The sequence below is a fragment of the Olsenella uli genome, assembly GCF_016900775.1.
Lineage (GTDB): Bacteria > Actinomycetota > Coriobacteriia > Coriobacteriales > Atopobiaceae > Thermophilibacter > Thermophilibacter uli_A.
The window spans coordinates 254145-278438 of sequence record NZ_JACJKN010000001.1 but is presented as its reverse complement, the minus strand read 5'-3'; the positions used below and the strand labels follow the sequence as shown (position 1 = coordinate 278438).

Genomic DNA, 24294 nt, shown 5'->3' with positions numbered 1-24294 from the left:
GAACGGGCCTTCGCCCTAGCCGACAACCGTTGCGGACCCGAGCAGCGGGCCCAGAATCGCCAGGAACATCGCGGGGACGATGAGCGTCCCCAGCGGGACGAGCATCTTCACCGGAACCTTCTCTATCTCCTCCTCCACCTGCGAGCGCTGCTCGTCGCGCATCGCCTGCGCCTGCCGCTCGAGGGCCCCGGCGAGCGGCGTCCCGAAGGCGAGCGACTCCCCCACGACCGTCGCAAAGCGCCTGAGCGGGGCGAGGTCGAGCCTCTCCGCGAGCGAGAGCAGCGCCTCCTCCCTCCCGCTCACCCCGATGTGCCAGCCGAGCATCGCCTCCTCGAGCGAGCGGGCGAGCTCGTTCTCACACCGCTCGCAGTACAGCCCCAGCGACGAGTCGAAGGAGAGCCCGGCCGAGAGGCCAAGCGTCACCACGTCGAGAAGGACAGGCAGCTCGGAGAGGCACTCCGCCCTCCTCCTCGCGGCCGCGCCGGCCAGGCGGGCCCGGCGCACGGGAGGCATCGAGCCCACAAGATCGCTCGCCCATGCGAGCAGCCGAGGCGCCTGCCGCCCCCGCCGCGGCGCGGGCGCGTCCGGGAGCGCGAGCGCGGCGGCACCGCAGAGCACGAAGGCGGCCAGGGGGGCGCCGAGGTCCTCGGGGGACATCACATCACCTCCCGCATCATCCGGCGGATGATTGCCAGCGCGAGCCCGTCGAGCGCCGCCGCGGCACAGACGCACCCGATGCCCGCCGGGGTGAGAAGGCCCCTCTGGAAGTCCGGGGAGAGCAGCGTCAGCGCACCCACCATGATCGCGGGCAGCAGGCAGACGATTCTCACGGAGAGGCGCACCTGGGCGGTCTTCACCGAGAGCAACCGCTCAAACTCGCCCTGGCGCTCGGCGAGGCGTGCCGACCTGAGCAGCAGGTCGCGCAGGGGGCTGCCCGTCCTGTGTGAGATGACGAGCGCGGTCGCGAGCAGCTCGGCGCCCGGCACGTCCAGCTCTCCCGAGAGCGCCTCAACGGCCTCCTCGGTGCCCATCCCGCAGCGAAGGCGCAGCGACATCCGGGCAAACGCCGTCGACGCAGGGCCACGCTCGTGCGTCCCCACGTACTCGACCGCCTGCGCGAGCGTCTGCCCCGAGCCCATCGCAACCGAGAGCGTCCGGTAGATGCCCGGCATGGCGTCGACGACCTCGCGCCTGAGGCGCCTTCCCCTTGCGGCGTCGCGCGACACGACGAGGCCGACGAGCACGATCCCCATCACGGGGCACGCGAGCGGGGATGCCAGCAGAACCCCGAAGATCGAGCAGAGGAGCGCGCCGGCGCACAGCAGCGCGGCGAGCGCCGCCTCGGGGCCGATCTCGAGCGCCGCCATGGCGGGAGACGAGGCCGCCTCCATCGCAAGCCTACGCCCCACCCCCGTCTCGAGCAGCGCGGCAATCGGCGATGACTCCCCCGCGCGCCGCAGGGCCCTCACGGCTCGGTGGCTGGCCAGGCGAGCGAGGCGCTCCGTCTGCCACGCGCCGCCCTCGGCCCCTCCGGGCACCAGGGCGAGCACCCCCGCGAACGTCATCAGCGCGACGACCGCGACAAGCAGTCCCTCCATCGGCTCACCTCCCCCTCGTCGAGCACGCCGTTCCCGACGGCTCGTCCCACGAACGACGGCTCCCGGACGACCCTCCACGACCGATCCGCCCGCTCGAAGGAGACGCACTCCTCCAGGAGGGCGCGCCCGTCCGGCCCGCGCGACACCTCCGTCATGGACGTCACGACGCGCCTGCCGTCCGCAAGGCGGCACATCATGACGATGAGGTCGATGGCGGTGGCGATCTGCTCCTCGATGAGGGCCGTCGGCAGGTCCATCCCAAACCGCGCCATGAGGATGAGGCGCAGGACCGCCTCCTCGGCACTGCCGGCGTGGAGCGTGGTGAGCGAGCCGTCGTGCCCCGTGTTGAGCGCGTTCAGCATGTCCACGCACTCCTCGCCGCGGACCTCCCCCACGACGATGCGGTCGGGCCGCATGCGCAGCGCGTTTTTCACGAGGTCCCTGATCGTCACCTCGCCCGAACCCTCGATCGAGGCGTCCCTCGCCTCGAGGCGCACCACGTTGGGGTGGGCGTCAAAGCGCAGCTCCGCCGAGTCCTCGATGGTGACGATCCTCTCGCCGGGCGGTATCTCGCATGAGAGCGCGTTGAGCAGCGTCGTCTTGCCCGATCCCGTGCCGCCGGCGACGGCCACCGAGGAGCGGGCCCTCACGGCCCACGTGAGGAGCGTCGCGTACCATCCGGGCAGAGAGCCCAGCTCCACCAAGCGCGCGAGCGTGCGAATGCGATCGGAGAACTTGCGAATGGTGACGGCCGGCCCGTCGATTGCGATGGGCGCCGCAACCGCGTTCACGCGGTCGCCGTTGGCGAGGCGGGCGCTCACGAGGGGGCTCGACCGATCGAGGCGCCTTCCCAGCGGGGCGAGAATCCGGTCCAGGACGATCATGATCTGCTCGGGGGAGTCAAAGACGGTGTCCGCGGCGTGAAGCTCTCCGTCACGCTCGTAGAACAGCGCGTCGCACCCGTTGATCATGACCTCGGTTATCCCGTCGTCCTCGAGCAGCGGCTGTATGGGCCCGAGACCGCAGACCTCGTCCAGGATCTGGCGGGAGAGAAGCGTCCGCTCGTCGGGGCCCAGCGACCCGAACCCCCGCGTGTTGAGAATCGCCTCGAGCGCCACGCCCAGCTCCGCGCGCGCCCTCCCCGGATCCTCGTGGGAGAGCATGCCGGCGATGATGGCGAGGCCGAGCCTCTCGACGAGCGCCGCCTTGAGCTGCTCGCGGGCAGCCCTCAGGTCCTGCCCGCGGGGCTCGCCCGTGCCCTGGGCGGACTCCGCCTCCCGCACCCTCTCGAGCAGCGACATCTATCTCGCCTCCCTTCTCAGCCCAAACAGGGCGGGCCTGCGGCGCGCCGTCGACCCCTCGGCGGCGCGGGCGGCGTCCTCGCACTCCGGGAGCCTCCCGAGCTCCGCGAGGAGCTGCGCAAGCGAGATGGCCACCGACTCCGCGAAGGGCCCGCCCGACTCGGGAAGCTCGAGTGCAAGTCCCTCGGCGAGAAGGTCCGCGACCTCGTCTCCCCCGTCAAACGCGCGATATACCCGAGCCACCTCGAGCCCGACCTCCGCCCGCGCCAGGGCGAGGTCCGGCCCGCGCCGGGGGCTCGCCCGGTTCTCGAGGCGTGCCACGCGCGTGCGGGCGACCCCGAGCCGCACCGCAAGGCTCCCGACGCGCGCGAGCGCCGCCGTCGTGCCCGGGCGGTCGTCCGAGACGATGACGAGCCGGTCCGCGAGCTGGGCCGCCTGCGCCACCGCGTCGGTGAACGTCGCAGACGTGTCAACGAGCAGGAGGTCGCACTCCCGTGCGAGCGCGGAGACGATCTCCGTGACGCGGGGCGAGACGAGCTCTGCGGACTCCGGCCTCTCGCACGGCCCCGCAAGCCCCAGCAGGGGCGTCACCGCAACGCTTGCCTCGGGCCCCGCGCCCTCGTGGCCCACGACCTCGGCCAGGCGGGCGAGGTCCGTCCCTCGCGGCAGGCCGAAGCAGCTGAATAGGTTTCCGCAGGAGAGGTCCAGGTCGAGGGCGCGCACCCGCATGCCCCACCGCTGTGCCTGCGCGGCGGCGGCCGCCACGACGGAGGTCTTCCCCACGCCCCCGCGCCCGGAGCAAAACGTCAGCACGGCCGCACCGTCCCGCCCGGGAGACGGCCCGGGCACCCTCTCGGGTTCCCCGACCGAGCGACCCCCATCGCTCCCGGGAGATCCCGCGCCCGGGCCGCCTCCGCCCTCGTCGAGGTCAACCACGTCGTCTATTCCCGCGCGCGCCGCGCGGGAGCGAAGCGAGCCAGAGACCCCGTGACGCGCGAGCACCACCCGACGGGCGTTCCCGTCGTGCGCGACCGCCGCTGCGAGGTTCACGTCAGAGACGCCGCCGTCGACCTGCCCCACAATCACGCCCAGCTCGCCGGGGGCCGCCTCGAACACCATCCTCCTCAGGGCATCCGGCGTCCCGACGAGCTCGACCTCCGCCGAGGCGTCGAGGGAGCGCGCGACGCGCCCCATCAGCTCGTAGTCCTTCTCGCCGCACACCGCGACCCACTCGCTCACGCGACATCCCCTCCCCCGTCAGGCGCCTTCTGCTCCGCCGCCCCCTCGGCCGGCGCCGCCGCGGAATCCGGCTGCACGACCTCCGCCCCGGTCTCGAGCCCCTCCGCGTCATCGGCGGGAAGCGCGAGGCGCAGGCTTCCCTCGGCGCTCGAGGCGAGAACGCTCGCCACGCTCCCGGGTGACACCGCAAGCGTGACCGCGCCGCGCGAGCCCACGGAGGAGCGCTCCGCGGGGGAGCACAGCACGGTGAGGTCGGCCGCGAGGAGGCTCACCCCCGAGTCGGTGACCTCATAGGCGGCGAGGGTGGTGCCCTCGGCGGCGGACGCGGGCAGGCCCAAGTCCTCCGTCACCGGAATCGACAGGGCCACGCGCCCCGAGGGGACGTCGATGGCATCCTCGCTGTCGCGGAAGTTGAGGTTGGTGAGCGGCGCCCCGGCCGCCGCCGGAACGGTCACCTCCTCGCCAATCACCGAGTCGATCCCGACGACGGCGCCCTCCGGTGCGAGGTCGGCGAGCCAGTCCCTCTCGACGACGTTCTGCCCGTCGACGACCTCCCCCACCTCGAGCCCATCCGGGGCCACGAGCAGGCTCACGACCTCTCCCCCGTAGCGCTCGAACGCCTCCGTCCGCACGCGCTCGGCCTCGTCGCGGACGTGCTGACCGTAGAGACCGCAGACCAGCGCCGCCGCCAGCGCGCAGGCGCCCGAGACCACCAACCTGAACCGCCGCCTCATCCGAACCCCCTTCCATGCCCCTGAAGACGTGTGAGGGGGATTCTCCGCCCCGTGGGCCCCCGCTCGGGCCCTCTTTCGGGAAAACCGCCCCCGGAGCCATACCGCTCGCTGACCGCACGCCGACCGAACGGCATCAATCCGCAGCGCAGTTTGGTTGACATAAGTTATTCGAACCGACGTGCAAAAAATCGCCTCCACAGGGCGTGCGCAATCGGTCCAAATCTTGTCCACATCGCCGTTCTTCTCGCCGCGCGGCGCTTAGGAAGGAGGGGTGATTGCACCAGAGGGCCACCGCCGCGTTATAAAGTCGGGCTCGTTGCAGCCCCCGCCGCGCTCAAAGGCCGTACCGGACAGCATCCGAAAAACCGCCATCAGGGAAAATGCAAAAGGCGACGCATCGGGACGGGCCGCGGCGCGCCGGCACGCGCGTCCCACGGGCGCCCACGAGGGCGGATTCATGCAACGCGCCCCGTTTTCTAACGAATCCGGGGGCCGGAGGGGCATCAACCCGCAATCCTTAAGCACGCGGCCACCCAGCGCACGCGGCCCCCAGCGCCCGGCCCCCTACAGCACGACGTCCGGGTCGAGCGAGGCCGCGCTCTCGCGCATCTCGGCGGCAAGCGCCACGTAGGTCTCGGCGCGGGCCGGCAGGATCTCCCCGACGTCCCGCCTCGCCAGCACCTCGCACCCCGGCTCGTGGGTGTGGGTACAGTCGCGGAAGCGACAGCCTTGGGCGGCCTCGGAGACCTCGGGGAAGACCATGGCGAGTCCGCGCTCGTGGCCCACTATCGGAAGGCTCCTGAGGCCTGGCTCGTCGACGATCACGCCCGCGCCCGGGAGCGACACCATCCGGCGCGCGACCGTGGTGTGGCGCCCCATGTCGTCTGCGGCGCGCACGGCGCCCGTCTCCAGCACCTCGCGGCCGAGAAGGGCGTTGAGCAGCGTGGACTTGCCCGCGCCGGACTCCCCCAGCACGATTGCCACCACGCCCCCCGGAACGAGCGACCGCACGGCGTCGACCCCCCAGGGCACGCCCAGTGCCCGCGCGCACGCAGAAACGCGCCCGACCTCGTCTTCCCGCTCGGTCGAGGACGTGAGCGCGAGCGGGCACGCCTCCCCGAGCACCTCGCGCACGGCCGCGACGTCACGCGCGAGGACGTCGTCCGAGGCACGGTCCGCCTTCGTGAGCACGACGGCGACATCGGCGCCGCAGTCGCGCGCGATCACCGCCGAGCGGGCGAGCCGCTCGCAGGACACGGGTCGCTCGCCGAGCTGCTGCACCACCAGCACGAGGTCGACGTTGGCGGCAAGCGTCTGGCGCTCGCCCCGCGCGCCGCCGCGCCAGCGGGCGATGTCGCTCTCGCGCGGGAGGATCTCCTCGATGAGGCCCATGTCGTGGCCGTGCGGCCGTCGTGCGCAGACCCAGTCCCCCACCGCGGCGCGGGACTCCGCCCTTCCCGCGAGCCCGCCCTTGGTAAGCCGCGCCGAGAACTCGGCACGAAAGACGGCGTCCTCGCAGAGCACGGCGGGAAAGCCCCGGTCAAGGCGCACGACGCAGCCCATGACGAGCTCGTCCTTCTCGGCCCCCGCCGCCACGGCCCGGTCCCGGGCGGCGCCGAAGGCGGAGCGCTGGCGCTCGGAGCAGGAGAGCTCGCCGAAGGCGGGAAGCTCGGTCAGGGAGGAGAGCGTCGGCAGCGAGGGAGCACCTGCCGTCGCGCCGCTCCCGCGCCTTCTCTTGGATGATTTGGGTGACCGTCGTGCCACGCGCGCCCTTCCGTCGTCCTGTCCGCAGCCAGTATAGCGCCAGGCTGACGCGGGACGCCCCCGTTGTTATCGCGCCGCTTCTGGCATGTAACGCGTCAGCGACGATACGTCGTCGACGAGGCGTCGACGCCGCGGGCGGCATACACTGACACCGCCTCGGAAGGCCCAGCGGATTGGAGCCCCCATGCTCGGCATCGCCGGACTCGTCCTCGCCGTCATCGCCATCGTCGCCCTCATCTGGCGCGGCTGGCACATGGTGGTGGTCTCGCTCGTCGCCTCGCTCATCGTCATCCTCGCCAACGGGATGGACGTCCTTTCCGCCATCAACGAGAGCTACATGGGCGACATGGCGGCCTTCGCGGGCAGCTGGTTCCTGCTCTTCGCCCTCGGGTCCGTCTTCGGGCGCGTCATGGGCGACTCCGGGGCCTCGGCGGGCATCGCCAGCAGCATGCTGCGCCTCGTGGGCGAGAAGCACGTGCTGCTCGTGATCATGGTCACCGGCCTCGTGCTCTCCTACGGCGGCATCAGCGCGTTCATCATCGCGTTCTCGGTCTACCCCATCGCGGCCGAGCTCTTCGAGCGCGCGGACATCCCCAAGAAGCTCGTCGTGGCCGCCATCATGGTCTGCCCCGCCACGCTCGGCATGGTCATGATGCCGGGCATCCCCTCCACGCAGAACCTCATCCCCGCGAGCTTCCTCGGGACGGACGCCTACGCGGGCGCGCTTCTCGGCGTCATCTGCTCCGTGGTGATGTTCGCGCTCTCCTACGCCTACCTGCAGTGGGAGATCGGACGCTGCCGCAGGCGCGGGGAGCACTTCTCCCCCAGCCCCGGGGAGGCGCTCGCCCGTCCGGACGATGCCGACACCCCGCCCGTCTGGGCGTGCTTCGCGCCGATTGCGCTTCTCGTCGTGCTGGTCTTCGTGCTGCAGCGTGCGGCGGGCATGCAGGCCACCGACGCCGTGGCCGTCTCGATGCTCGCCTCGGTGATCGCGTCGTGCCTGCTCTACCGCGGGCGGATCGAAAACGTCAGGCGCGCCATCGGCGAGTCCTGCACGAGCGGCCTGAGCTCGCTCGTCTCCGTTGCGGCCATCATGGGCTTTGGCGGCGTGGTGGTAGCATCGCCCGCCTACCAGGGCATCATCGAGGCGCTCATGTCCACGAGCCTGAACCCCCTCTGGCAGGGCTTCATCACGATCTTCGCCATCGCCGGCATCACGGGCTCGGCCATCGGGGCGCTCAACATCTACCTCGGCAGCATGGCGCAGACGCTGCTGGCCACCGGACTCGACCCGGCGATGATGCACCGCGTGCTCTGCATGGCGTCCGTGGGGCCGGCCACGCTGCTGCCCCACACCTCGGCGATGCTCGCCGCAAACCAGGCCGCCAAGACCGAGGTCCGTGACACGTACCGCTACGTGCTCGTCTCGTGCGCGCTGCTGCCGATCGCGGTGTCGCTGCTGGGCATGGCCCTCGGTCTCGCGGGCGTGGCGTAGGAACGGAGGTCTCCGTCAAGCCCCCGCCAGGGAGAACTGCCTTCTGACTCCCTGCAACCGCGTGCCGCCAGGCCCTACACGTGCACCCTCACCGCGCCGTGCGAAACCGGCACGCCAAAGAGCGCCCGCTCGAGCCCCATCCCGCACCGCGTTGCGCGCAGGAGCCGCTGGTGCAGCTCCGCCACCTCCTCCTCAGAGGCGGGACCGCCCGGCTGGCGCGGGACGGCACCCTCGAAGAGCGCGACCGCGCGCATGAGGGCCGCATGGTCTGCCATCTGGTCGAGCTTGATGGTGTTTATCGTCCATCCCATGTGCTCGAGCGCCTCCTTGCGACGCAGGTCCTTCTCGGGATCGAGGTGAAACTCCAGGCTGTCGTACTCCACGCCGCGACGAACGCCCGGCCAGGCAACGTCTATCGAGCAGCTCTTCGTCCCCGTGATGATCGCCGCGGCCTCGTCGAGCGGCACCTCGTAGTTGAGCTCGGGCCTCACGAAGGCGAGGCCCTTGTGCCGCCCGGGCAGGAAGAGCTCCGCCGACAGCGCCGTCTCCATCGGCGAGCGGGCGCCGTCACGCACCCAGCGCAGGGCCTCGCGCGCCCGGCTGACGCCATAGAGCCCGGGAAGGGCGCTCACGGCCTCCCCGATCTTCTCGACGGACGTGAGCGGCGGGCGCTCGTAGTATCCGGAGACCATCTCAGAGAAGTGCGAGTATCGGCCGCAGAGCTCGCAGCCCAGCACGACGGCGCCCACGGGGGAGGACTTCCGCGCCATCTGAATGAAGCAGAGCTCGGGCCCGGCGGCATACACACCCGGGGAGAGCTCCAGTAGCAGGCCGCCCGGCATGACGGCGAGGCCGAAGTGATGCGTCTTCACGCCGGATGACTGAATCTCACGTGCGGACCTCGACACGAGAACGTGGACGGGATCCCTTCGGATGCCAAACGAGCGCACGTCGAGTGAGCGGAGCTCTCGGGAATCGGTTGAGATGTCCGCAAGCCGCAGCGGCTCCGCCACGTGCGGATACATCCTCACCTGCGGCGGAACGGCGCGCAGGAGCTCAAGGGCAGAGCTGTGAGAAAGGATGACCGGCATACCACTCCCCTCGCTTGGGAGCGATGGGGGTCGCCTGAGGACACTCTAACACAGACGGGCTTGGCGGTCAGTCCGGACCTCACGAAGGTAGTTCGATGATTTACCTACTTCAAAACCATGTAGCAACCCGCCTCGGAAGGGCCATTTCCGACATTTGACCCGAGTTACTACATGGTTTTCCATGTGCTAAATACCTGAATTACCTAGGCGGACCGCCAGGCGAGAAGAACGGGCGGGTCGGGCCGCGGAGACGACCCGCCCGAGCCGGGCCCGGACCACAGAAAACGGGGACGGGGCCGAAGCCCCGTCCCCGCGGACGCGCGCATGCTGAGAAGGACTACTGGTTCTTCTCGATGCCGCGCATGACGGCCTTGTAGACCTCCATGATCGGGATGATCAGGAACGCCAGGCCGATGGCCCAGGCAAGCGCCTCGATCGGCAGCTCCATGAAGCCGAACATCTCGGCCAGGAACGGCACCTCCACCACCACGACGGTGAGGATGAGGGCCAGCAGGGCGGCGCCCCACAGCCACTTGTTCTGCTTCTTCATGGAGAAGAGCGACGCGCGGCGGCTGCGCATGTTGAAGCAGTGGAAGATCTCCACCATGGACAGCGTGATGAACGCCATGGTGACGCCCTCTTCGTCGGCGGTGCCGGCGATCATGTCCGCGATGTCGATGTAGCCCATGTCAAAGTAGACGCCCACGAAGAAGCTCGCCAGCACGAGCACCGTGATGATGACGCCCTGGACCGCGATGTCGAGGCCCATGCCGCCCGCGAAGACGCCGTCGGAGGCGTTGCGCGGCTTGCGCTTCATGACGTTACCCTCGGCGTCCTCCATGCCGAGCGCGAGCGCCGGGAAGCAGTCCGTGATGAGGTTGATCCAGAGCAGCTGCACCGGCTGGAAGATCGTGAAGCCCACGAGGGTGGCAACAAAGACCGAGAGCACCTCGGCGATGTTGGCCGAGAGCAGGAACTGGATGACCTTGCGGATGTTGTCGTAGATCCGGCGGCCCTCCTCGACCGCGCTGATGATCGTGGCGAAGTTGTCGTCCGCAAGGACCATGTCGGCCACGTTCTTGGTGACGTCGGTGCCGGTGATGCCCATGCCCACGCCGATGTCGGCGCGCTTGATGGAGGGCGCGTCGTTCACGCCGTCACCGGTCATGGCCACGATCTTGTTCTTGGACTTCCACGCCTCGACGATGCGCGTCTTGTGCTCGGGCTGGACGCGCGCGTAGACGCAGTAGCGCTCGATGTTGCGGTCGAGCTCGTCCTCGGACATCTTGTCGAGCTCGGCGCCGGTGATGGCCTGGCTGCGGTCGGACGCGATGCCGAGGTTCTTGGCGATGGCGAAGGCGGTGTCGATGTGGTCGCCCGTGATCATGACGGTGCGCACGCCGGCGCCCTGGGCCTCGCTGATGGCCGCGGCCACCTCGGGGCGCTCGGGGTCGATCATGCCGGAGAGGCCGCAGAAGGTGAGGTCGTGCTCGAGCGCCTCGGGCGAGCAGTCGGCGGGCACGGCGTCCCAGGTACGGCTCGCCAGCGCGAGCACGCGCAGGGCCTCGTCGGCCATCGCCTTGTTGGCGGCGAGCAGCTCGGCGCGGCGCGCCTCGGTCATCGGGACGACCTTCTCGCCGTCATAGACCTTGGTGCACAGGCCCAGGACCACGTCGGGGGCGCCCTTGGTGTACTGCTCGTAGGAGCCGTCGGCCTCCTCGACCACCACGGACATCATCTTGCGGCTGGAGTCGAACGGGGCCTCGCCCACGCGCGGGTGCTCCACGTCGAGCCCGGTCATGCCCGCCTTGGCGGCGTCGTTGACCAGCGCGGCCTCGGTGGGCTCGCCCTGGGACTCGCCCTTCTCGGCATCCCACTTGGCGTCGGAGCAGAGGGCCATGCCGGCGAGCAGCTTCTCCTCGGGCGCGGCGGCCACGTGCTTCACAACGGTCATCTTGTTCTGGGTGAGCGTACCGGTCTTGTCCGAGCAGATGACCTGCGTGCAGCCCAGCGTCTCCACGGCGGTCATCTTGCGGATGATGGCCTGGCGCTTGGCCATCTTGGTCACGCCCATGGAGAGCACGATGGTAACCACGGCCACGAGGCCCTCGGGGATGGCGGCCACGGCCAGGGAGACGGCCACCATGAAGGTGTCGAGGATCATCTCGGGGTGGGAGCCCAGCTCGCCGAAGTGGCGCACGATGTCCACCGCAAAGATGATCACGCAGATGGCCAGGACCAGCTTGGTGAGGATGCCGGAGAGCTCGTTGAGCTTCATCTGGAGCGGCGTGAGCTCCTTCTTGGCGGTGGTGAGGGCGCCGGCGATCTTGCCCATCTCGGTCTTCATGCCGGTGCCCGCCACGACGGCCTTGCCGCGGCCGTAGACCACGGTGGAGCCCATGTAGCACATGTTCTTGCGGTCGCCCAGGGGCACGTCGTCGGCGCCGGCGGCCAGCGCGATGGCCTCGACATGCTTCTCCACCGGGACGGACTCGCCGGTGAGGGCGGCCTCCTCGATCTTCATCGAGGCGCTCTCGAGGATGCGGCAGTCCGCGGGCACGGAGTCGCCGGCCTCAAGGAGCACGATGTCGCCGGGCACGAGCTCGGCGGACGGCAGGTGCTCCATCTTGCCGTCGCGGATGACCTTGGACTGCGCGGCGCTCATCTGCTGCAGCGCCTCGAGGGCCTGCTCGGACTTGGCCTCCTGGACCACGCCGAGCACGGAGTTGATGATGACGACCGCCATGATGATGATGACGTCCGCCCACTCGGGCTCGCCCTGGACCATGCCGGTCACGGCGGAGATGACGGCCGCCACAATGAGCATGATGACCATCGGGTCGGCCATCTGCTCGAAGAAGCGCTTCCAGAGCGGGGTCTTCTCCTCCTTCTCAAGCTCGTTGGGCCCGTACTGCGACAGGCGGCTCGAGGCCTCCGCCGCAGTGAGGCCGCTCTCCTCGCTCGAGGAGAGCTCGCCCAGGACCTTGTCCTTGGACTCTAGGTACTCCTTCATTCAGTTCCCCTCCTGGGAAGTAGGCGCCCGGCAGATTGATGCCCGATCATAATTCCCCAGGAAGGGGCAAGGGCCCATCAAGGCTGCCATGCCGGACGCGTGGACAAAAAACACGAGGCCTATTCTACCCGACGCGCGGCTTACATTTCCCTGTTCCTTTTGCTCGCCCGGCGGTCACGGCCCGCCGCGGCGGACAGCGCGGCAACGGCGACGGCCGCGGGAGCCGCCAGCGTGAGCGCCGGGAAGAACCAGGCGAGGTCGACCGCGCCAAAGAGCGCCCCGCCAATCACGGGGCCGAGCGTCATGCCCACGTCGAACCCCATGTAGTAGGTGCTGTTGGCAAGCCCCACGCGCTCGGCCCCCACCGCGCGCACGGCCGTGGACTGGCAGACCGAGCACATGACGCCGTAGCCGCCGGCCATGAGGGGCGCCGCGAGCAAAAGCCCCGCGGGGCCGTCCATGGTGGCGAGAAGGACGAGCGACGCCACGGAGGACGCCCCCGACGCCACCACGAAGGGCACAAACCCCACGCGGTCGAACGCGCGGCCGAGAAGGACGCGCAGCGCCATGAGCGCGGCGGCGTAGACCGTGAAGAACGCACCCGTGGGGACATCGAGCCCGCGCGCCTCCGCATAGCTCACGAGAAACGACTGCGTGGCCATATACGGGATCGTGAAGAGCGCCACCACGACGGCGGCCGGGACCGCACGGCGGTCGAGCAGGCGCAGGCGCGGCGCGGGGCGCGCGTCCTTCTCGCCCTGCGCGTCCTTCTCGCCCTTCTCGCCGCGTGCGGGCGCCTCGCCGCGCACGAGGAGGATCCCCACGAGCGCGAGCGCCGCGAACGCAGCCGAGACGCCGAGCGCGAGACGATAGCCCAGCGCGTCGGAGACGGCAATTCCGAGGGCTGGCCCCACCGCCATGCCGAGGGCGTTCATGAGGCCGAAGATCCCCATGCCCTGCCCCAGCCGCGCGGGTGGGAGCGTCATGGCAAACCACGTGGACATGCACACCGAGCAGAGCGAGTAGCCCGCCCCGTTGGCAAGCCGCATGGCGGCGAGAAGGACGGTGCTCGGCGCCAGGGCCTGCCCCACCGCGGTCACGAGCATGAGGACCGCGCCCGCGGCGGCGAGGCGGCGCTTGGGAAGGCGGTCGGCGAGGTTGCCTGCGACGGGGCGCACCACGAGCGAGCACGCGTTCATGAGGGCGGTGAGGACGCCCATCATGGCCGCGGTGGCGCCGAGCGTCCCGGCAAAGCCCGCGACGAGCGGGTTTGCGAGCATGGTGCTCGCGAGGTAGCAAAACGTCGCGGCGAGCATGACCGCGCCGTCGCGCGTCACCAGCATCTCCTCACCTCCTTGCGTGGCAGGAGGAACGGAGGAGTGTCGCCGCTCCGTCCTCGTGACACATCAATACTACTCACGGAGCGGCGACACTCCTCCGTCCCTCCTGTCGCATGGCGCCTGCTGCGCTCGTGACGCGCGCCCTGGCGCGCGGGCGCGTCAAGAGTGTGAGAACGTTCCCCAAAGCGACAAACACACGGCTTACACGATGCTTGCGTGTACTAAACTGTGGGAACGTAGGATAAAGTCCGTGCGTGCAGGCGCACCATGAAAGGACCAGCCATGAACATCCTCTTCTATGGAACGGCAAGCTACGACCGCGCCTCCTTCACCAAGGAGCTCAAGGACTACCCCGAGCTCAAGATCGACTTCACCGAGACCAACCTCACGCCCATGACGGCCGCCCTCGCCAAGGGCTACGACGCCGTCTGCGCCTTCGTCAACGCCGACTGCGGCGCCATGACGCTCGAGATCCTGGCCGGCTTTGGCGTGAAGCTCCTCCTCATGCGCTGCGCCGGCTTCGACGCCGTCAACGTGGCCGTGGCCAAGGACCTCGGCATGAAGGTCACGCGCGTCCCCGCCTACTCCCCCGAGGCCATCGCGGAGCACGCCATGGCGCTCGCCCTGGCCGCCAACCGCCGCATCTGCAAGGGCTATATCCGCGTCCGCGAGAACGACTTCTCCCTCGACGGCCTCGTGGGCAACACCCTGCACGGCAAGACCGCCGGCATCATCGGCACCGGCCGCATCGGCGCCGCCCTCTGCCGCATCTGCAAGGGCTTTGGCATGAAGGTCCTGGGCTCCGACCTCTACCCCAACCAGAAGCTCGTGGACGAGGAGCGCGTGGTCGACGAGTACGTTGACTACGACGAGCTCTACCGTCGAAGCGACCTCATCTCCCTCCACGCCTTCCTGAACGAGGAGAGCCGCCACATGATCAACGACGAGTCCATCGCCAAGATGAAGGATGGTGTGATTTTCGTGAACACCGGCCGCGGCGGGCTCGTGGACACGCAGGCGCTCATCCGCGGCATCCTCTCCGGCAAGATCGGCGCCGCCGGCATCGACGTCTATGACGAGGAGGGCCCCAACGTCTACCAGAACCGCGCTGGTCAGGTCATTGACTCCGTCACCGCGCGCCTCTGCTCCTTCCCCAACGTCGTCATGACAAGCCACCAGGCGTTCTTCACCCACGAGGCACTCGCCGAGATCGCGCGCGTCACGCTCGACAACGCGCGGGCGTACGCCAACGGCACCGACTTCGTAGAGCGCAGCGTCGTCTGCTAACATCGGTCAGCTGGCTCAGGCCACCGCACATTACAAGAGAGAGGTACACATGGCGTTCAACAAGAAGAAGACCAAGATCGTCTGCACGATGGGACCCGCGACCGAGGACGAGGAGGTGCTGCGCCAGCTCATCCTCCACGGCATGAACGTCGCGCGCTTCAACTTCTCCCACGGCAGCCACGAGTACCACCGCAAGAACATCGAGCGCGTCCGTGCCCTCTCGCGCGAGCTCTCCATCCCCGTGGCCATCATGCTCGACACCAAGGGCCCCGAGGTCCGCACCGGCCTGCTCAAGGACGGCGAGAAGGTCCAGCTGGAGACCGGCAAGACCTGCATCGTGACCACCGATGACGACGTCGTCGGCACCGCCGAGCGCTTCTCGCTCGACTACAAGCCGCTCCCCTCCGAGGTCGAGGAGGGCACGGTCATCCTCATCGACGACGGCCTCATCGGCCTTGAGGTCCTGAGCGTCGAGGGCACCGACATCACCTGCAAGATCACCAACGGCGGCCTGCTCGGCGAGCGCAAGGGCGTGAACTTCCCCAACCTCAACATCAACCTGCCGTCCGTGACCGCCCAGGACCGCGCGGACATCATGTTTGGCTGCGAGCTTGGCATCGACGCCATCGCCGCGTCCTTCATCCGCGACGGCAAGGCCGTCGAGGAGATCCGCAAGATCTGCATCGAGATGGGCGCGCCCGACGTCCTCATCTTCCCCAAGATCGAGAGCGCCCTCGGCGTCAAGAACTTCGACGAGATCCTCCACGTATCCGACGGTTGCATGGTCGCCCGCGGCGACCTCGGCGTCGAGGTTCCCGCCGCGCAGGTCCCGCACATCCAGAAGACCATCATCCAGAAGTGCAAGCAGCACTACAAGCCGGTCATCACGGCGACGCAGATGCTCGACTCCATGCAGCGCAACCCGCGCCCCACGCGCGCCGAGGTCAACGACGTCGCCAACGCCGTCTATGACGGCACCGACTGCGTCATGCTCTCCGGCGAGACCGCGGCCGGCAAGTACCCGATCGAGGCCGTGAAGACCATGTCCGAGATCTGCAAGGAGACCGAGAAGTACCTGCCGGAGCGCAAGGAGTACTTCGACCGTGGCGGCGTGCGCAACGTCAACGGCGCCACCGGCTTTGCCGCGCTCGAGATGGCCGACCGTGTGAACGCCAAGTGCATCCTCGCGCCCACGAACTCCGGCCGCTCCGCGCGCCTGATCTCCACGTTCCGCCCGAGGATGCCGCTCTTCGCCACCTCGCCGCGCGAGCAGACCATCCGCCGCACCTGCTTCTACTGGGGCGTCTACGCGTACCGCACCACCGAGCAGGGCTCCCTCTCGAGCACGCTCTACGACGCGCTGCTCACCGCCAAGCGCAACGGGCTCGTTGACACCGGCGACATCGTGGTCATCACGGCCGGCGACCCGCAGACCTCGCCGCGCCTGGGCGACTACACCACGTCCACCAACGTTGCGATGGTGGCCCAGGTCCAGTAGGGACCTCTTCCCGCGAGCTGTGAGGCCCCGCGATGCTTCCTCCAGGCGTGCTCTTCGAGAGACGTCCTTCGGAAGCATCGCGGGGCCTCTCGCTGTCGGGGTGCCCTTACCGGCTGGGGCTTGGGGCTCGAGGTTCTTCTCGCTTGTTGCGCAAATTGGGGTTGTGGCAATCACGTCGCTTCCGGCGTTGCGGGAACGGGGGCTATGGCAGCAATCAGCCTGCCATAGCCCCCGTTCCCGCAACGCATGATGAGAAACGCCCTGTTGACATGATCCAGCGATTGCCACAACCCCAATCGGCGCAACGCGCGGGGGACCCGGACTGCCGCAACCCCAATTAACGCAACGCACGGAGGAATCCAAGCTGCCGCAGCCTCGCCCACCCGTTGAAAAAGCTCCCCCGCTCGGCCACCATGGAAGGCAGGGCACGGCAGCAACGGACAAGGAGGTCGCATGGGCAAACTTGAGGGAAAGGTCGCCATCGTCACGGGGGCGTCCAAGGGGATTGGCGAGGGCATCGCCCGCGTCTTTGCGCGCCATGGCGCCAAGGTGGTGCTCGCGGCGCGGGGCGAGGACGTGATGGCGCTCGCACAGGAGCTGCGCGACGCGGGCTTTGACGCGCTCGGCGTGCGCTGCGACGTGTCCAGCTACGAGGACTGCCGGCGGCTCGCCCAGGCGGCGCTCGACGCGTATGGCCGCATCGACGTGCTCGACTGCAACGCCGGCATCTGCGTCCTCGGCGACTTCCTCTCCGCGGACGACTCCTGGCGCGACTCCCACATCGACATCAACGTCAAGGGCGTCTGGAACGCCTGCAAGGCCGTGGCCCCCGCCATCATCGACGCCGGGGGCGGCGCCATCGTGATCACGAGCTCGGTCACCGGCGACATGGTGGCCGACCCCGGCGAGGTCGCCTACGCCACCACTAAGGCGGCGCTCGTCGGCTTCACCAAGGCCCTCGCGCGCGAGCTTGCGCCCAAGAACGTGCGCGTGAACTGCATCTGCCCCGGCTACGTGCGCACCCCGCTCGTCGACGGCATGGCGCGTCAGTCAGACCCCGACGACCCCGAGCGCGCCATCGCGGCCATCGCCTCGGCGGTGCCCCTCGGCCGGCTCGGCACGCCCGAGGAGTGCGGCGAGCTCTGCGCGTTTCTCGCCTCCAGCGAGTCGAGCTACCTCACCGGCACGCAGGTCGTCATCGACGGCGGCTCCACGCTGCCGGAGACCTCGTCGATGGGCCAGTAGGGCGGGCGTCTCCTCCCGCGAGGTATGAGGCCCCGGGCGTTCCGCCGAGAAGTGCGCTGCGCGGAACTTCTCTCCGGAATGCCCGGGGCCTCTCGCTGTCGGGATGCCCTCACCGTTAGGGAAATAGCTCCTTCGTCGGCTGCGGCCGGCACTTCATAGGTGCCGGCTGAGGCCTCTGATCGGTGGAAGATCGCCGCGAGGCAGCCCGCGCGGCTACCGTCCCTACCGCTCGCAGCGCCAGTAGTAGGCCGAGAAGGGCTTGAGCTCGGAGCCGCCGCCGAAGTCGTGCTCCTCGCCGGTGATGAGGTCCACGGCGCGGCCGCACTGGGCGTCAAAGTGCACCGTCGCGGGCTCGCCGCTCGCGTTGATGGCCACGATCACGCGCTCGCCCTCGCTGCGACGTTGGAACACCAGCTGCTGGGGCTGGCACTGGAGCTGCGCGTAGTCTCCCCAGACGAGCGCCTCGGAGCCGGCGCGCGCCTGGGCGAGGGCGGCAATCCAGTCCGTGAGGGCATTCCACTCCGGGGCGTCCAGCGCGGGGCGCAGCTCGTGGTCGCCGGGAAGCTGCTCGCCCTCGATCCCCCACTCCGAGCCATAGTAGACCGCCGGCACGCCGGACATGGCAAAGAGCAGGCCGTAGAGCGGAACCAGCTGGTTCTTGTCATCCAGCTTGGTGGCGATGCGGGGCACGTCGTGGTTGTCCACAAAGTCGAGCATGTGACGGCCGGCATAGAGGTCCCACGGGTGGCTGCCGCTCTGGCGCTCCAGCGCGTAGGCAATCTCGTGCATGTTAGCGGAGTTCATCGAGGACCACAGGCCCTTGTAGGCCTCGTAGTTGGTCACGGAGTCGCAGAGGTCCTCGCCCATCCACTGGTTGTAGTCGCCGAACATGGTCTCGCCCACGAGCGGGAACTTCTGCCCCCGCTCCTCGCCGATCTGGTTGGCCAGGGCGCGCAGGAAGCGCAGGAACCCCTGGTCCAGGCAGTAGGCCACATCCAGGCGCAGGCCGTCGATGTCAAACTCGCGCACCCAGCCGCGGATGACGTCGGCCAGGTAGTCGTTGAGCTCGCCGTTCCAGTGGTTGAGCTTCACCAGGTTGACCGCCCCCTCCCAGCAGCTGTAGGAGAGGCCGTCGTTGAAGCAGTTGTTGCCGTTGAAGTCTATCTCGAACCAGCCCGCGTAGGGGCTCTCGCCGCGATGCGCCAGCACGTCCTGGAACGCCCAGAAGCCGCGCCCCACGTGGTTGAACACGCCGTCCAGGAGCACCTTGATGCCGGCGGCGTGGCACGCGTCCACCACGGCGCGCAGATCGTCGTTGGTGCCCAGGCGGCAGTCCACCTTGGTGTAGTCGCGCGTGTCGTAGCCGTGGGCGTCGGACTCGAAGACGGGGTTGAGCAGGAGACACGTGGCGCCCATCTTGGCCATGTGGTCGACCCAGCCGTCGTCGATAAGTCTGAGCAGGCGATGCTCGAGCACGCCGTCGTTCTCGTGGGGGGCGCCGCAGAGGCCCAGCGGATAGACCTGATAGACGAAGGACGGCTCAAACCAGCTCATGGGAGCTCCTCTCCAAGACGGCGCGGGCGCGCCGGTGCGGGCAGACCAACCTATTCTAGCCGCGCGCCGCTCACCTAATTTGTCCGCGGCGAGCGGCAGAGGCCGCGGGGGGCGGCCCCGGAAGGGCCGCCCCGGGAAAGGGGGCTCAGGACGACGCCTCAGCGCTCGTAGACGGTACGTCCGCCCACGATCGTGCGGACGACGTCATATGCGGCGTCGAGGAGCACGAGATCCGCACGCGCGCCGACGGCGATGCGGCCGCGGTCCGTCCAGCCGAAGAGGCGGGCGGGGTTCTCCGAGAGCGGCTTGGCCGCCTTCTCCACCGGCGCCCCGGTGAACTTCATGAAGTTGCGCAGCGCCGTGACCTGCGTGAGGGTGGAGCCGGCGCGCACGCCCGTGGTGGCGAGCTTGGCGTCGCCGCCCTCCACCACCACGTCGTTGACGCCGAGCTTGTAGTTGCCGTCCGGCAGGCCGGCGGCCATAATCGAGTCCGTGATGCCGAGCAGCCGCTCCCAGCCCTTGGCCTTGACGTAGAGGCGCACCGTGCCCGGCACGAGGTGACGGCCGTCGCAGATGGTCTCCGCGTAGATGTCGCTCTCGAGCGCCACGCCAAAGATCGCGGGCTCGTGCTGGTGGAAGAGGCGCATCGCGTTGCCCACGTGCGTGGCGGCCTTGGCGCCCGCCCTCACGCACGCCCAGGAGAGCTCGTAGCCCGCCCCGCTGTGCCCGATGGCGCAGGTGATGCCCAGGGCCTCGAGCTGCGGGATGAGCTCGGGCACGCCGGGGACCTCCGGGGCGAGCGTGGTGTAGAGGACATGCCCGCCGGCCGCCTCCTGGTAGCGGCGGAAGAGGTCGGCCGAGGCCTCGTGCATGAGCAGGTGCTCGGGCATGGCCCCCTTGTACTCGCTCGAGAGGCACGGCCCCTCCAGGTGAATGCCGAGAAGCGCGGCGCCGTCATAGGGCCCGCCCTCGATGACCTGGCGGGCCTGCTCGATGCACCAGAGCGTCTGCTCCGGCGTGTCCGTGAGGATGGAGCAGAGCCAGCCTGTGGTGCCCTGGGAGGCGAAGAAGCGGCCGATGGCGCGCAGGCCCTCGGCGTCGGCGGCGTTCACGTCAAAGCCGGCGGCGCCGTGCGTGTGCACGTCGATGAAGCCCGGCAGGGCGAGAAGCCCGCTCGCGTCGACGACCGGAAGGTCCTTCTCGTTGTCATACGCCGAGGAGAGGGCGGTGATGACGCCGTCCTCCACGGTGACGTTCAGCCGCGCAAGCTCGTCGCCCGCGAGCACCCGCGCACCGGTGATGTAGCAGCTTGACAGCATGGCCGCGCCTCCCTAGTACGCCTGGTGACGGGCGACGTCGTTCACGTAGATCCTGGCGTCGGGATGGCCCTGCAGAAGCGTTGCCGGGAAGGCGGCGGTGGGCTCGCCGTAGGCGGCGCGGCGCACCACGGCGCGATGCCAGTCGCGGAACACGCCGAGGCGGACCTTGCGGGCGCCCAGAATCTCGCGCATGCCGATGGTCACGCAGCGGCGGGGCATGTCCTCGAGCGCGCCGCCGAGGTCGCCCACGGAGTTGGTGGCGCGGGTCTCCGGGCGGATGTCGAGGGCGCGGGTCTCGAGCGCGGCGAACTCCCCGCAGGTGAGCTCCGGCTGGGGCTCGTTGAAGGCGAGGTGCCCCGTGATGCCGATGCCGCCGAAGGCGATGTCCACGCCGCCGAGCTCGTCGATCACGCGGCCCACCCGGCCGGGGTCATGCGGGTCGGGGAAGATGCGCTGGCACTCGGGCATCACGAGCTCGGGATCGATCCTGTCATAGACGCTGCGCGCCATGAAGCCGCGGAAGGAGAGCGGACTTTGGGGATCGATCCACTCGTCGTTGTCGTCCAGGTACTCGTCCATGTTGATGAACCAGCAGTCCCTGAGGGAGATGCGCTGGTCGTTGACCATCTTCACGAAGTAGGGGTAGTGGCCGACGGGGCCGACGGGGCAGATGAAGACGGTCTTCTCGCCCCGCGCGTTGTGCTCGCGAATGGTGCTCACCATCTCGAGGGCGAGGTCGAAGAACACCTCGGCGGAGTCGGCGGCGCAGACGAGCGGGATGCGCGCGCCCGCGCCCAGGTCCTCGGCAGAGATGTGATAGTAGTCCATGCTTCCTCCTTGTCTCACGGGGGCGAGACGGCCTCCCCGCGCGGATGGGGAGGGACATCCCGCGGCGGAGAGGCCGTACGTAGGGGACCAGAAGGGCCCTCGGGAGCTCATCGCGTCAGAGCGCGCTACTTGATGGTCTCGTAGAGCTCGTCGGACTCGGTGATGACGTCGACCAGGACGTAGTCCTCGACGGGCACCTCGGCCTCGATCTGGCCGCCGTCCAGGAAGACCTTCTGCTGCGCCTCGTAGTAGCCGGTGATGACGTCGGTCTTGCCGATGGCGTCGACGGCGCCCTGCCAGTCGCCCTCGCCCGTGGACTGCAGGAGCGTGTCCTCGGGGACGCCGAGCTCGGTGGCGAGGAGCTTGGCGACGTCGTCGATGTGCTCGTTGCGGTAGACCTTGCCCTTGTCGAGCGCGGCGCCAAAGCGGACGAGGACGTCGTGGTTCTCCTCGGCGTACTCGGGCAGGCAGACGTAGGAGCCGGGGAAGGCGACCTCGTCGGAGTAGTCGGTGTTGGTGCCGAGGACGAGGTAGTCGTCGCCGAGCTGCTCCTCGAGGGTGACGGTGTTGGGCGACCAGGTGGCGGCGGCGTCGATCTGGCCGGAGATGAGGGCCGTCGTCATGCCCGAGACGTCCATCTCGACGGTGTTGATGTCTTCGGTGGTGAGGCCGGCGTCCCTCAGCACGTACTGGAGAATGATCTCCGAGGAGGTGCCGGAGGCGACGCCCACCGTCTTGCCGGCGAGGTCGGCGCCGGTCTCGATGCCGTGGGACTTGTTCGCGACGACGCAGTCGGCCTGGGAGAGCTGGTCGAAGGCGAAGATCTTGGCCTGGCCCTGGATGCAGAGGGAGTGCGCGCCGTGGCCGATCTGCGCGATGTCCACGGAACCAGACTGCATGGCCGTGATCTCGGCGGGGCCGGCCTGGAACTGCTCGGTCTCGACGGTGATGCCGACCTCGTCGAAGTAGCCCTGGTCGATGGCCGAGAAGAGCGTGGCGGCCGATCCCAGGTTGGGCATGAAGGCAACGTGCACGGTGACGGGCTCGTACTCGCTGTCGGCCGGCTCCCCGGAGGCGTCGTCGGAGGAGTCGTCCGCGGCGGGCTCCTTGGCGCCGCCGTCGCAGCCGGCGAGGACGAGTCCCGACCCCACGACGCCGACGGCGCCGGCGACCTTGAGGAACGAGCGGCGGGTGAGCTGGTTCTTGTCGAGCTTCTTCATTGCGTTTCCTTTCCTTCCGACGGCGAGTCCTTCTCGCCGGCCTCCCATGCTGCGGGGGCGCACCCCCGCGAGAATCCCACGTGCGCCATGCGCTACTTGCGGACGGACAGGTACTCCTGGTAGACCTGGCTCCAGATGTGGTTCTTGAGCTCGAGGAAGCGCGGGCTCATCTTGGTCTCCTGCGTGCGGGGGTACGGGATGTCGATGTCCACGATCTCCTTCACGCGGCCCGGGCGGGCGTACATGATGACGACGCGCTGGGCGAGGATGATGGCCTCCTCGACGTCATGCGTGATGAAGAAGCAGGTCTTCTGCTCCTTCTCCCAGGTCTCGAGCAGCTCGGACTGGAGCTGGGTGCGGGTCTGGGCGTCGAGGGCGCCGAAGGGCTCGTCCATGAGCAGGACCTTGGGGTTGACCGCGTAGGCGCGGGCGATGGCCACGCGCTGCTTCATGCCGCCCGAGAGCTCCTTGGGGTAGGAGTGCACGAAGTCCTGGAGCTCGACGAGCTTGATGTACCTGAGCGCGATCTCCTCGGCCTCCTTGTCGGGCTTGCCCTGGAGCTTGAGGCCAAACTTGACGTTCTCGAGCACCGTGAGCCAGGGGAAGAGCGCGTACTGCTGGAAGACGATGCCGCGGTCGGGGCCGGGGCCCGTGACCTCCTGCCCGTCGACGAGGACGCGGCCCTCGGTGGGCTCCTCGAGGCCGCCGATGATGTTCAGGAGCGTGGACTTGCCGCAGCCGGACGGCCCGACGACGCACACGAACTCGTTCTCGTGGATGTCGAAGTTGGCGCCGTTGAGGGCGACCACCTCGCCCTTGCGGGTGTTGAACTTCTTGACGACGTTCTCGATGTGGACCTTCACTGCTGAATCGTTTCCTGCCATCCCGTGAACCTCCTCTCAAGGAACCGGACGATCTTCTCGAAGCAGATGCCGATGATGCCGAGCAGGATGATGCCCAGGAGCACGACGTCCATCTGGTAGTAGCCGCTCGCCTGCTGGATCATCATGCCGATGCCCTTGTCACCGCCGACGATCTCGGACGCCATGAGCGTGGTGAGCGAAGTGGAGAGGCCCAGGCGCGCCGCGACGAGGATGAACGGCGTGGAGGCGGGGATGGTGACCTTGAAGAAGATGTCCCTCTGGGTGGCGCCGAGCACGCGCGCCGCCTTGATGAGGGTGACGTCCACGCCCTTGACGCCCTGGTAGATGGTGATGACCATGACGAGGAACGCGGCGATGAAGATGACCGTGATCTTGGAGACCTGGCCGATGCCGAGGGCCGCGATGATCAAGAAGACGTAGGCGAGCGGCGGAATGTTGCGGATGAACTGGATCCACGGCTCGACGACGTGGCGGAACGGGTCGTACCAGGCCATGAGAAACGCCACCGGGATGGACACCACGAAGGCGATGCCAAAGCCCGTGAGGACGCGGGAGACCGACGCCCAGACGTGCTCCCAGAGCAGGCCGCTCTCGGCGCGCTCGAGGAAGGCCGCAAGGACTTGCTCAGGTGACGCAAAGACGGCCGGCCACGCGCCCGATGCGGCAAGCCACAGGGCCACGGCCAGCGCCAGGGAGATCAGCGCCCAGGCCCAGCTCGGCACCTTGCTCCAGATGGATACTTTCCTCTCTTTCAATGACGGCCTCCTTCGTTCGATTCCGCCTTCGCCCCGCTGGCGACCCGCGGGGGCGCGATGGGGGCATCCGGCATGTGAGCGTGCGGTGGTGCTAGAGAGCAAGAGCTGCAAGCAAGAGAACGGGGAGAA

At 68.9% G+C, this 24294-nt stretch carries 19 protein-coding genes; 4 read left to right on the top strand and 15 right to left on the bottom strand.

Features of this window, described 5'->3' with window-relative positions; translation table 11 throughout:
- Positions 1–15: 15 nt before the first annotated feature.
- The 6 genes from H6A23_RS01245 to rsgA form a co-directional block, all read right to left on the bottom strand.
- On the bottom strand, positions 16–657 hold the full coding sequence (locus H6A23_RS01245) for a type II secretion system F family protein (RefSeq protein ID WP_204830378.1): 642 nt from the start codon (positions 655–657) through the stop codon (positions 16–18).
- Positions 657–1598, bottom strand: coding sequence for a type II secretion system F family protein (locus H6A23_RS01240; RefSeq protein WP_286165708.1), 942 nt, complete (start codon positions 1596–1598; stop codon positions 657–659). Before H6A23_RS01240 ends, H6A23_RS01245 begins: the two co-directional genes overlap by 1 nt.
- Entirely contained in the window at positions 1565–2899 is a 1335-nt protein-coding gene (locus tag H6A23_RS01235; protein WP_204830377.1) for a CpaF family protein, read from the bottom strand. The genes H6A23_RS01240 and H6A23_RS01235 overlap by 34 nt, the downstream gene beginning before the upstream one ends.
- The gene (locus H6A23_RS01230; protein ID WP_204830376.1) at positions 2900–4138 is read right to left on the bottom strand and encodes a MinD/ParA family ATP-binding protein; all 1239 of its coding nucleotides are present in this window, start codon (positions 4136–4138) and stop codon (positions 2900–2902) included.
- Positions 4135–4872 (bottom strand): hypothetical protein, encoded by a 738-nt coding sequence (locus H6A23_RS01225; protein ID WP_204830375.1) that lies wholly within the window; start codon positions 4870–4872, stop codon positions 4135–4137. Before H6A23_RS01225 ends, H6A23_RS01230 begins: the two co-directional genes overlap by 4 nt.
- 564 nt (positions 4873–5436) lie before the next feature.
- Positions 5437–6636: a ribosome small subunit-dependent GTPase A gene (gene rsgA, locus H6A23_RS01220; RefSeq protein WP_204830374.1), complete on the bottom strand. Its 1200-nt coding sequence runs from the start codon at positions 6634–6636 to the stop codon at positions 5437–5439.
- Positions 6637–6820: 184 nt separating this feature from the next.
- Between rsgA and H6A23_RS01215 the strand changes: the two genes are divergently transcribed.
- On the top strand, positions 6821–8131 hold the full coding sequence (locus H6A23_RS01215; RefSeq protein WP_204830373.1) for a GntP family permease: 1311 nt from the start codon (positions 6821–6823) through the stop codon (positions 8129–8131).
- A 74-nt stretch (positions 8132–8205) separates the two neighbouring features.
- Here the strand turns inward: H6A23_RS01215 and H6A23_RS01210 are convergent, their stop codons facing one another.
- The 3 genes from H6A23_RS01210 to H6A23_RS01200 form a co-directional block, all read right to left on the bottom strand.
- Complete coding sequence (locus H6A23_RS01210) at positions 8206–9222, bottom strand: hypothetical protein (RefSeq protein WP_204830372.1); 1017 nt, start codon at positions 9220–9222, stop codon at positions 8206–8208.
- A gap of 337 nt (positions 9223–9559) precedes the next feature.
- Positions 9560–12235 carry a cation-translocating P-type ATPase gene (locus H6A23_RS01205; RefSeq protein ID WP_204830371.1) on the bottom strand — a complete coding sequence of 892 codons (2676 nt, stop codon included), beginning with the start codon at positions 12233–12235 and terminating at the stop codon, positions 9560–9562.
- Between the two features lie 140 nt (positions 12236–12375).
- Positions 12376–13578 (bottom strand): MFS transporter, encoded by a 1203-nt coding sequence (locus tag H6A23_RS01200; RefSeq protein WP_204830370.1) that lies wholly within the window; start codon positions 13576–13578, stop codon positions 12376–12378.
- A 279-nt stretch (positions 13579–13857) separates the two neighbouring features.
- Between H6A23_RS01200 and H6A23_RS01195 the strand changes: the two genes are divergently transcribed.
- The 3 genes from H6A23_RS01195 to ucpA all read left to right on the top strand — a co-directional run bounded on the left by H6A23_RS01195 (position 13858) and on the right by ucpA (position 17605).
- Positions 13858–14862 (top strand): 2-hydroxyacid dehydrogenase, encoded by a 1005-nt coding sequence (locus H6A23_RS01195; protein ID WP_204830369.1) that lies wholly within the window; start codon positions 13858–13860, stop codon positions 14860–14862.
- Between the two features lie 49 nt (positions 14863–14911).
- Positions 14912–16360 carry a pyruvate kinase gene (gene pyk, locus H6A23_RS01190; protein WP_204830368.1) on the top strand — a complete coding sequence of 483 codons (1449 nt, stop codon included), beginning with the start codon at positions 14912–14914 and terminating at the stop codon, positions 16358–16360.
- Between the two features lie 453 nt (positions 16361–16813).
- The gene (gene ucpA / locus H6A23_RS01185; RefSeq protein ID WP_204830367.1) at positions 16814–17605 is read left to right on the top strand and encodes an SDR family oxidoreductase UcpA; all 792 of its coding nucleotides are present in this window, start codon (positions 16814–16816) and stop codon (positions 17603–17605) included.
- 222 nt (positions 17606–17827) lie between these two features.
- Here the strand turns inward: ucpA and H6A23_RS01180 are convergent, their stop codons facing one another.
- The 6 genes from H6A23_RS01180 to H6A23_RS01155 form a co-directional block, all read right to left on the bottom strand.
- Positions 17828–19159, bottom strand: a complete 1332-nt coding sequence (locus H6A23_RS01180) for an alpha-amylase family glycosyl hydrolase (protein WP_204830366.1) — start codon at positions 19157–19159, stop codon at positions 17828–17830.
- Between the two features lie 158 nt (positions 19160–19317).
- Positions 19318–20478 carry an N-acetylglucosamine-6-phosphate deacetylase gene (gene nagA / locus H6A23_RS01175; RefSeq protein ID WP_204830365.1) on the bottom strand — a complete coding sequence of 387 codons (1161 nt, stop codon included), beginning with the start codon at positions 20476–20478 and terminating at the stop codon, positions 19318–19320.
- A gap of 12 nt (positions 20479–20490) precedes the next feature.
- Positions 20491–21306 carry a glucosamine-6-phosphate isomerase gene (locus H6A23_RS01170; RefSeq protein WP_204830364.1) on the bottom strand — a complete coding sequence of 272 codons (816 nt, stop codon included), beginning with the start codon at positions 21304–21306 and terminating at the stop codon, positions 20491–20493.
- A gap of 125 nt (positions 21307–21431) precedes the next feature.
- Positions 21432–22526 (bottom strand): substrate-binding domain-containing protein, encoded by a 1095-nt coding sequence (locus H6A23_RS01165; RefSeq protein ID WP_204830363.1) that lies wholly within the window; start codon positions 22524–22526, stop codon positions 21432–21434.
- A 92-nt stretch (positions 22527–22618) separates the two neighbouring features.
- Positions 22619–23410, bottom strand: coding sequence for an ABC transporter ATP-binding protein (locus tag H6A23_RS01160; protein ID WP_204830362.1), 792 nt, complete (start codon positions 23408–23410; stop codon positions 22619–22621).
- Positions 23386–24165: an ABC transporter permease gene (locus H6A23_RS01155; RefSeq protein WP_204830361.1), complete on the bottom strand. Its 780-nt coding sequence runs from the start codon at positions 24163–24165 to the stop codon at positions 23386–23388. The genes H6A23_RS01160 and H6A23_RS01155 overlap by 25 nt, the downstream gene beginning before the upstream one ends.
- Positions 24166–24294 lie beyond the last annotated feature (129 nt).

What these genes read in the sequence shown, in the direction of transcription:
- H6A23_RS01245 (WP_204830378.1), bottom strand. Translation starts at nt 657, where the DNA reads ATGTCCCCCGAGGACCTCGGCGCCCCCCTGGCCGCCTTCGTGCTCTGC.
- H6A23_RS01240 (WP_286165708.1), bottom strand. Translation starts at nt 1,598, where the DNA reads ATGGAGGGACTGCTTGTCGCGGTCGTCGCGCTGATGACGTTCGCGGGG.
- H6A23_RS01235 (WP_204830377.1), bottom strand. Translation starts at nt 2,899, where the DNA reads ATGTCGCTGCTCGAGAGGGTGCGGGAGGCGGAGTCCGCCCAGGGCACG.
- H6A23_RS01225 (WP_204830375.1), bottom strand. Translation starts at nt 4,872, where the DNA reads ATGAGGCGGCGGTTCAGGTTGGTGGTCTCGGGCGCCTGCGCGCTGGCG.
- H6A23_RS01215 (WP_204830373.1), top strand. Translation starts at nt 6,821, where the DNA reads ATGCTCGGCATCGCCGGACTCGTCCTCGCCGTCATCGCCATCGTCGCC.
- H6A23_RS01210 (WP_204830372.1), bottom strand. Translation starts at nt 9,222, where the DNA reads ATGCCGGTCATCCTTTCTCACAGCTCTGCCCTTGAGCTCCTGCGCGCC.
- H6A23_RS01205 (WP_204830371.1), bottom strand. Translation starts at nt 12,235, where the DNA reads ATGAAGGAGTACCTAGAGTCCAAGGACAAGGTCCTGGGCGAGCTCTCC.
- H6A23_RS01200 (WP_204830370.1), bottom strand. Translation starts at nt 13,578, where the DNA reads ATGCTGGTGACGCGCGACGGCGCGGTCATGCTCGCCGCGACGTTTTGC.
- H6A23_RS01195 (WP_204830369.1), top strand. Translation starts at nt 13,858, where the DNA reads ATGAACATCCTCTTCTATGGAACGGCAAGCTACGACCGCGCCTCCTTC.
- pyk (WP_204830368.1), top strand. Translation starts at nt 14,912, where the DNA reads ATGGCGTTCAACAAGAAGAAGACCAAGATCGTCTGCACGATGGGACCC.
- ucpA (WP_204830367.1), top strand. Translation starts at nt 16,814, where the DNA reads ATGGGCAAACTTGAGGGAAAGGTCGCCATCGTCACGGGGGCGTCCAAG.
- H6A23_RS01180 (WP_204830366.1), bottom strand. Translation starts at nt 19,159, where the DNA reads ATGAGCTGGTTTGAGCCGTCCTTCGTCTATCAGGTCTATCCGCTGGGC.
- nagA (WP_204830365.1), bottom strand. Translation starts at nt 20,478, where the DNA reads ATGCTGTCAAGCTGCTACATCACCGGTGCGCGGGTGCTCGCGGGCGAC.
- H6A23_RS01170 (WP_204830364.1), bottom strand. Translation starts at nt 21,306, where the DNA reads ATGGACTACTATCACATCTCTGCCGAGGACCTGGGCGCGGGCGCGCGC.
- H6A23_RS01165 (WP_204830363.1), bottom strand. Translation starts at nt 22,526, where the DNA reads ATGAAGAAGCTCGACAAGAACCAGCTCACCCGCCGCTCGTTCCTCAAG.
- H6A23_RS01160 (WP_204830362.1), bottom strand. Translation starts at nt 23,410, where the DNA reads ATGGCAGGAAACGATTCAGCAGTGAAGGTCCACATCGAGAACGTCGTC.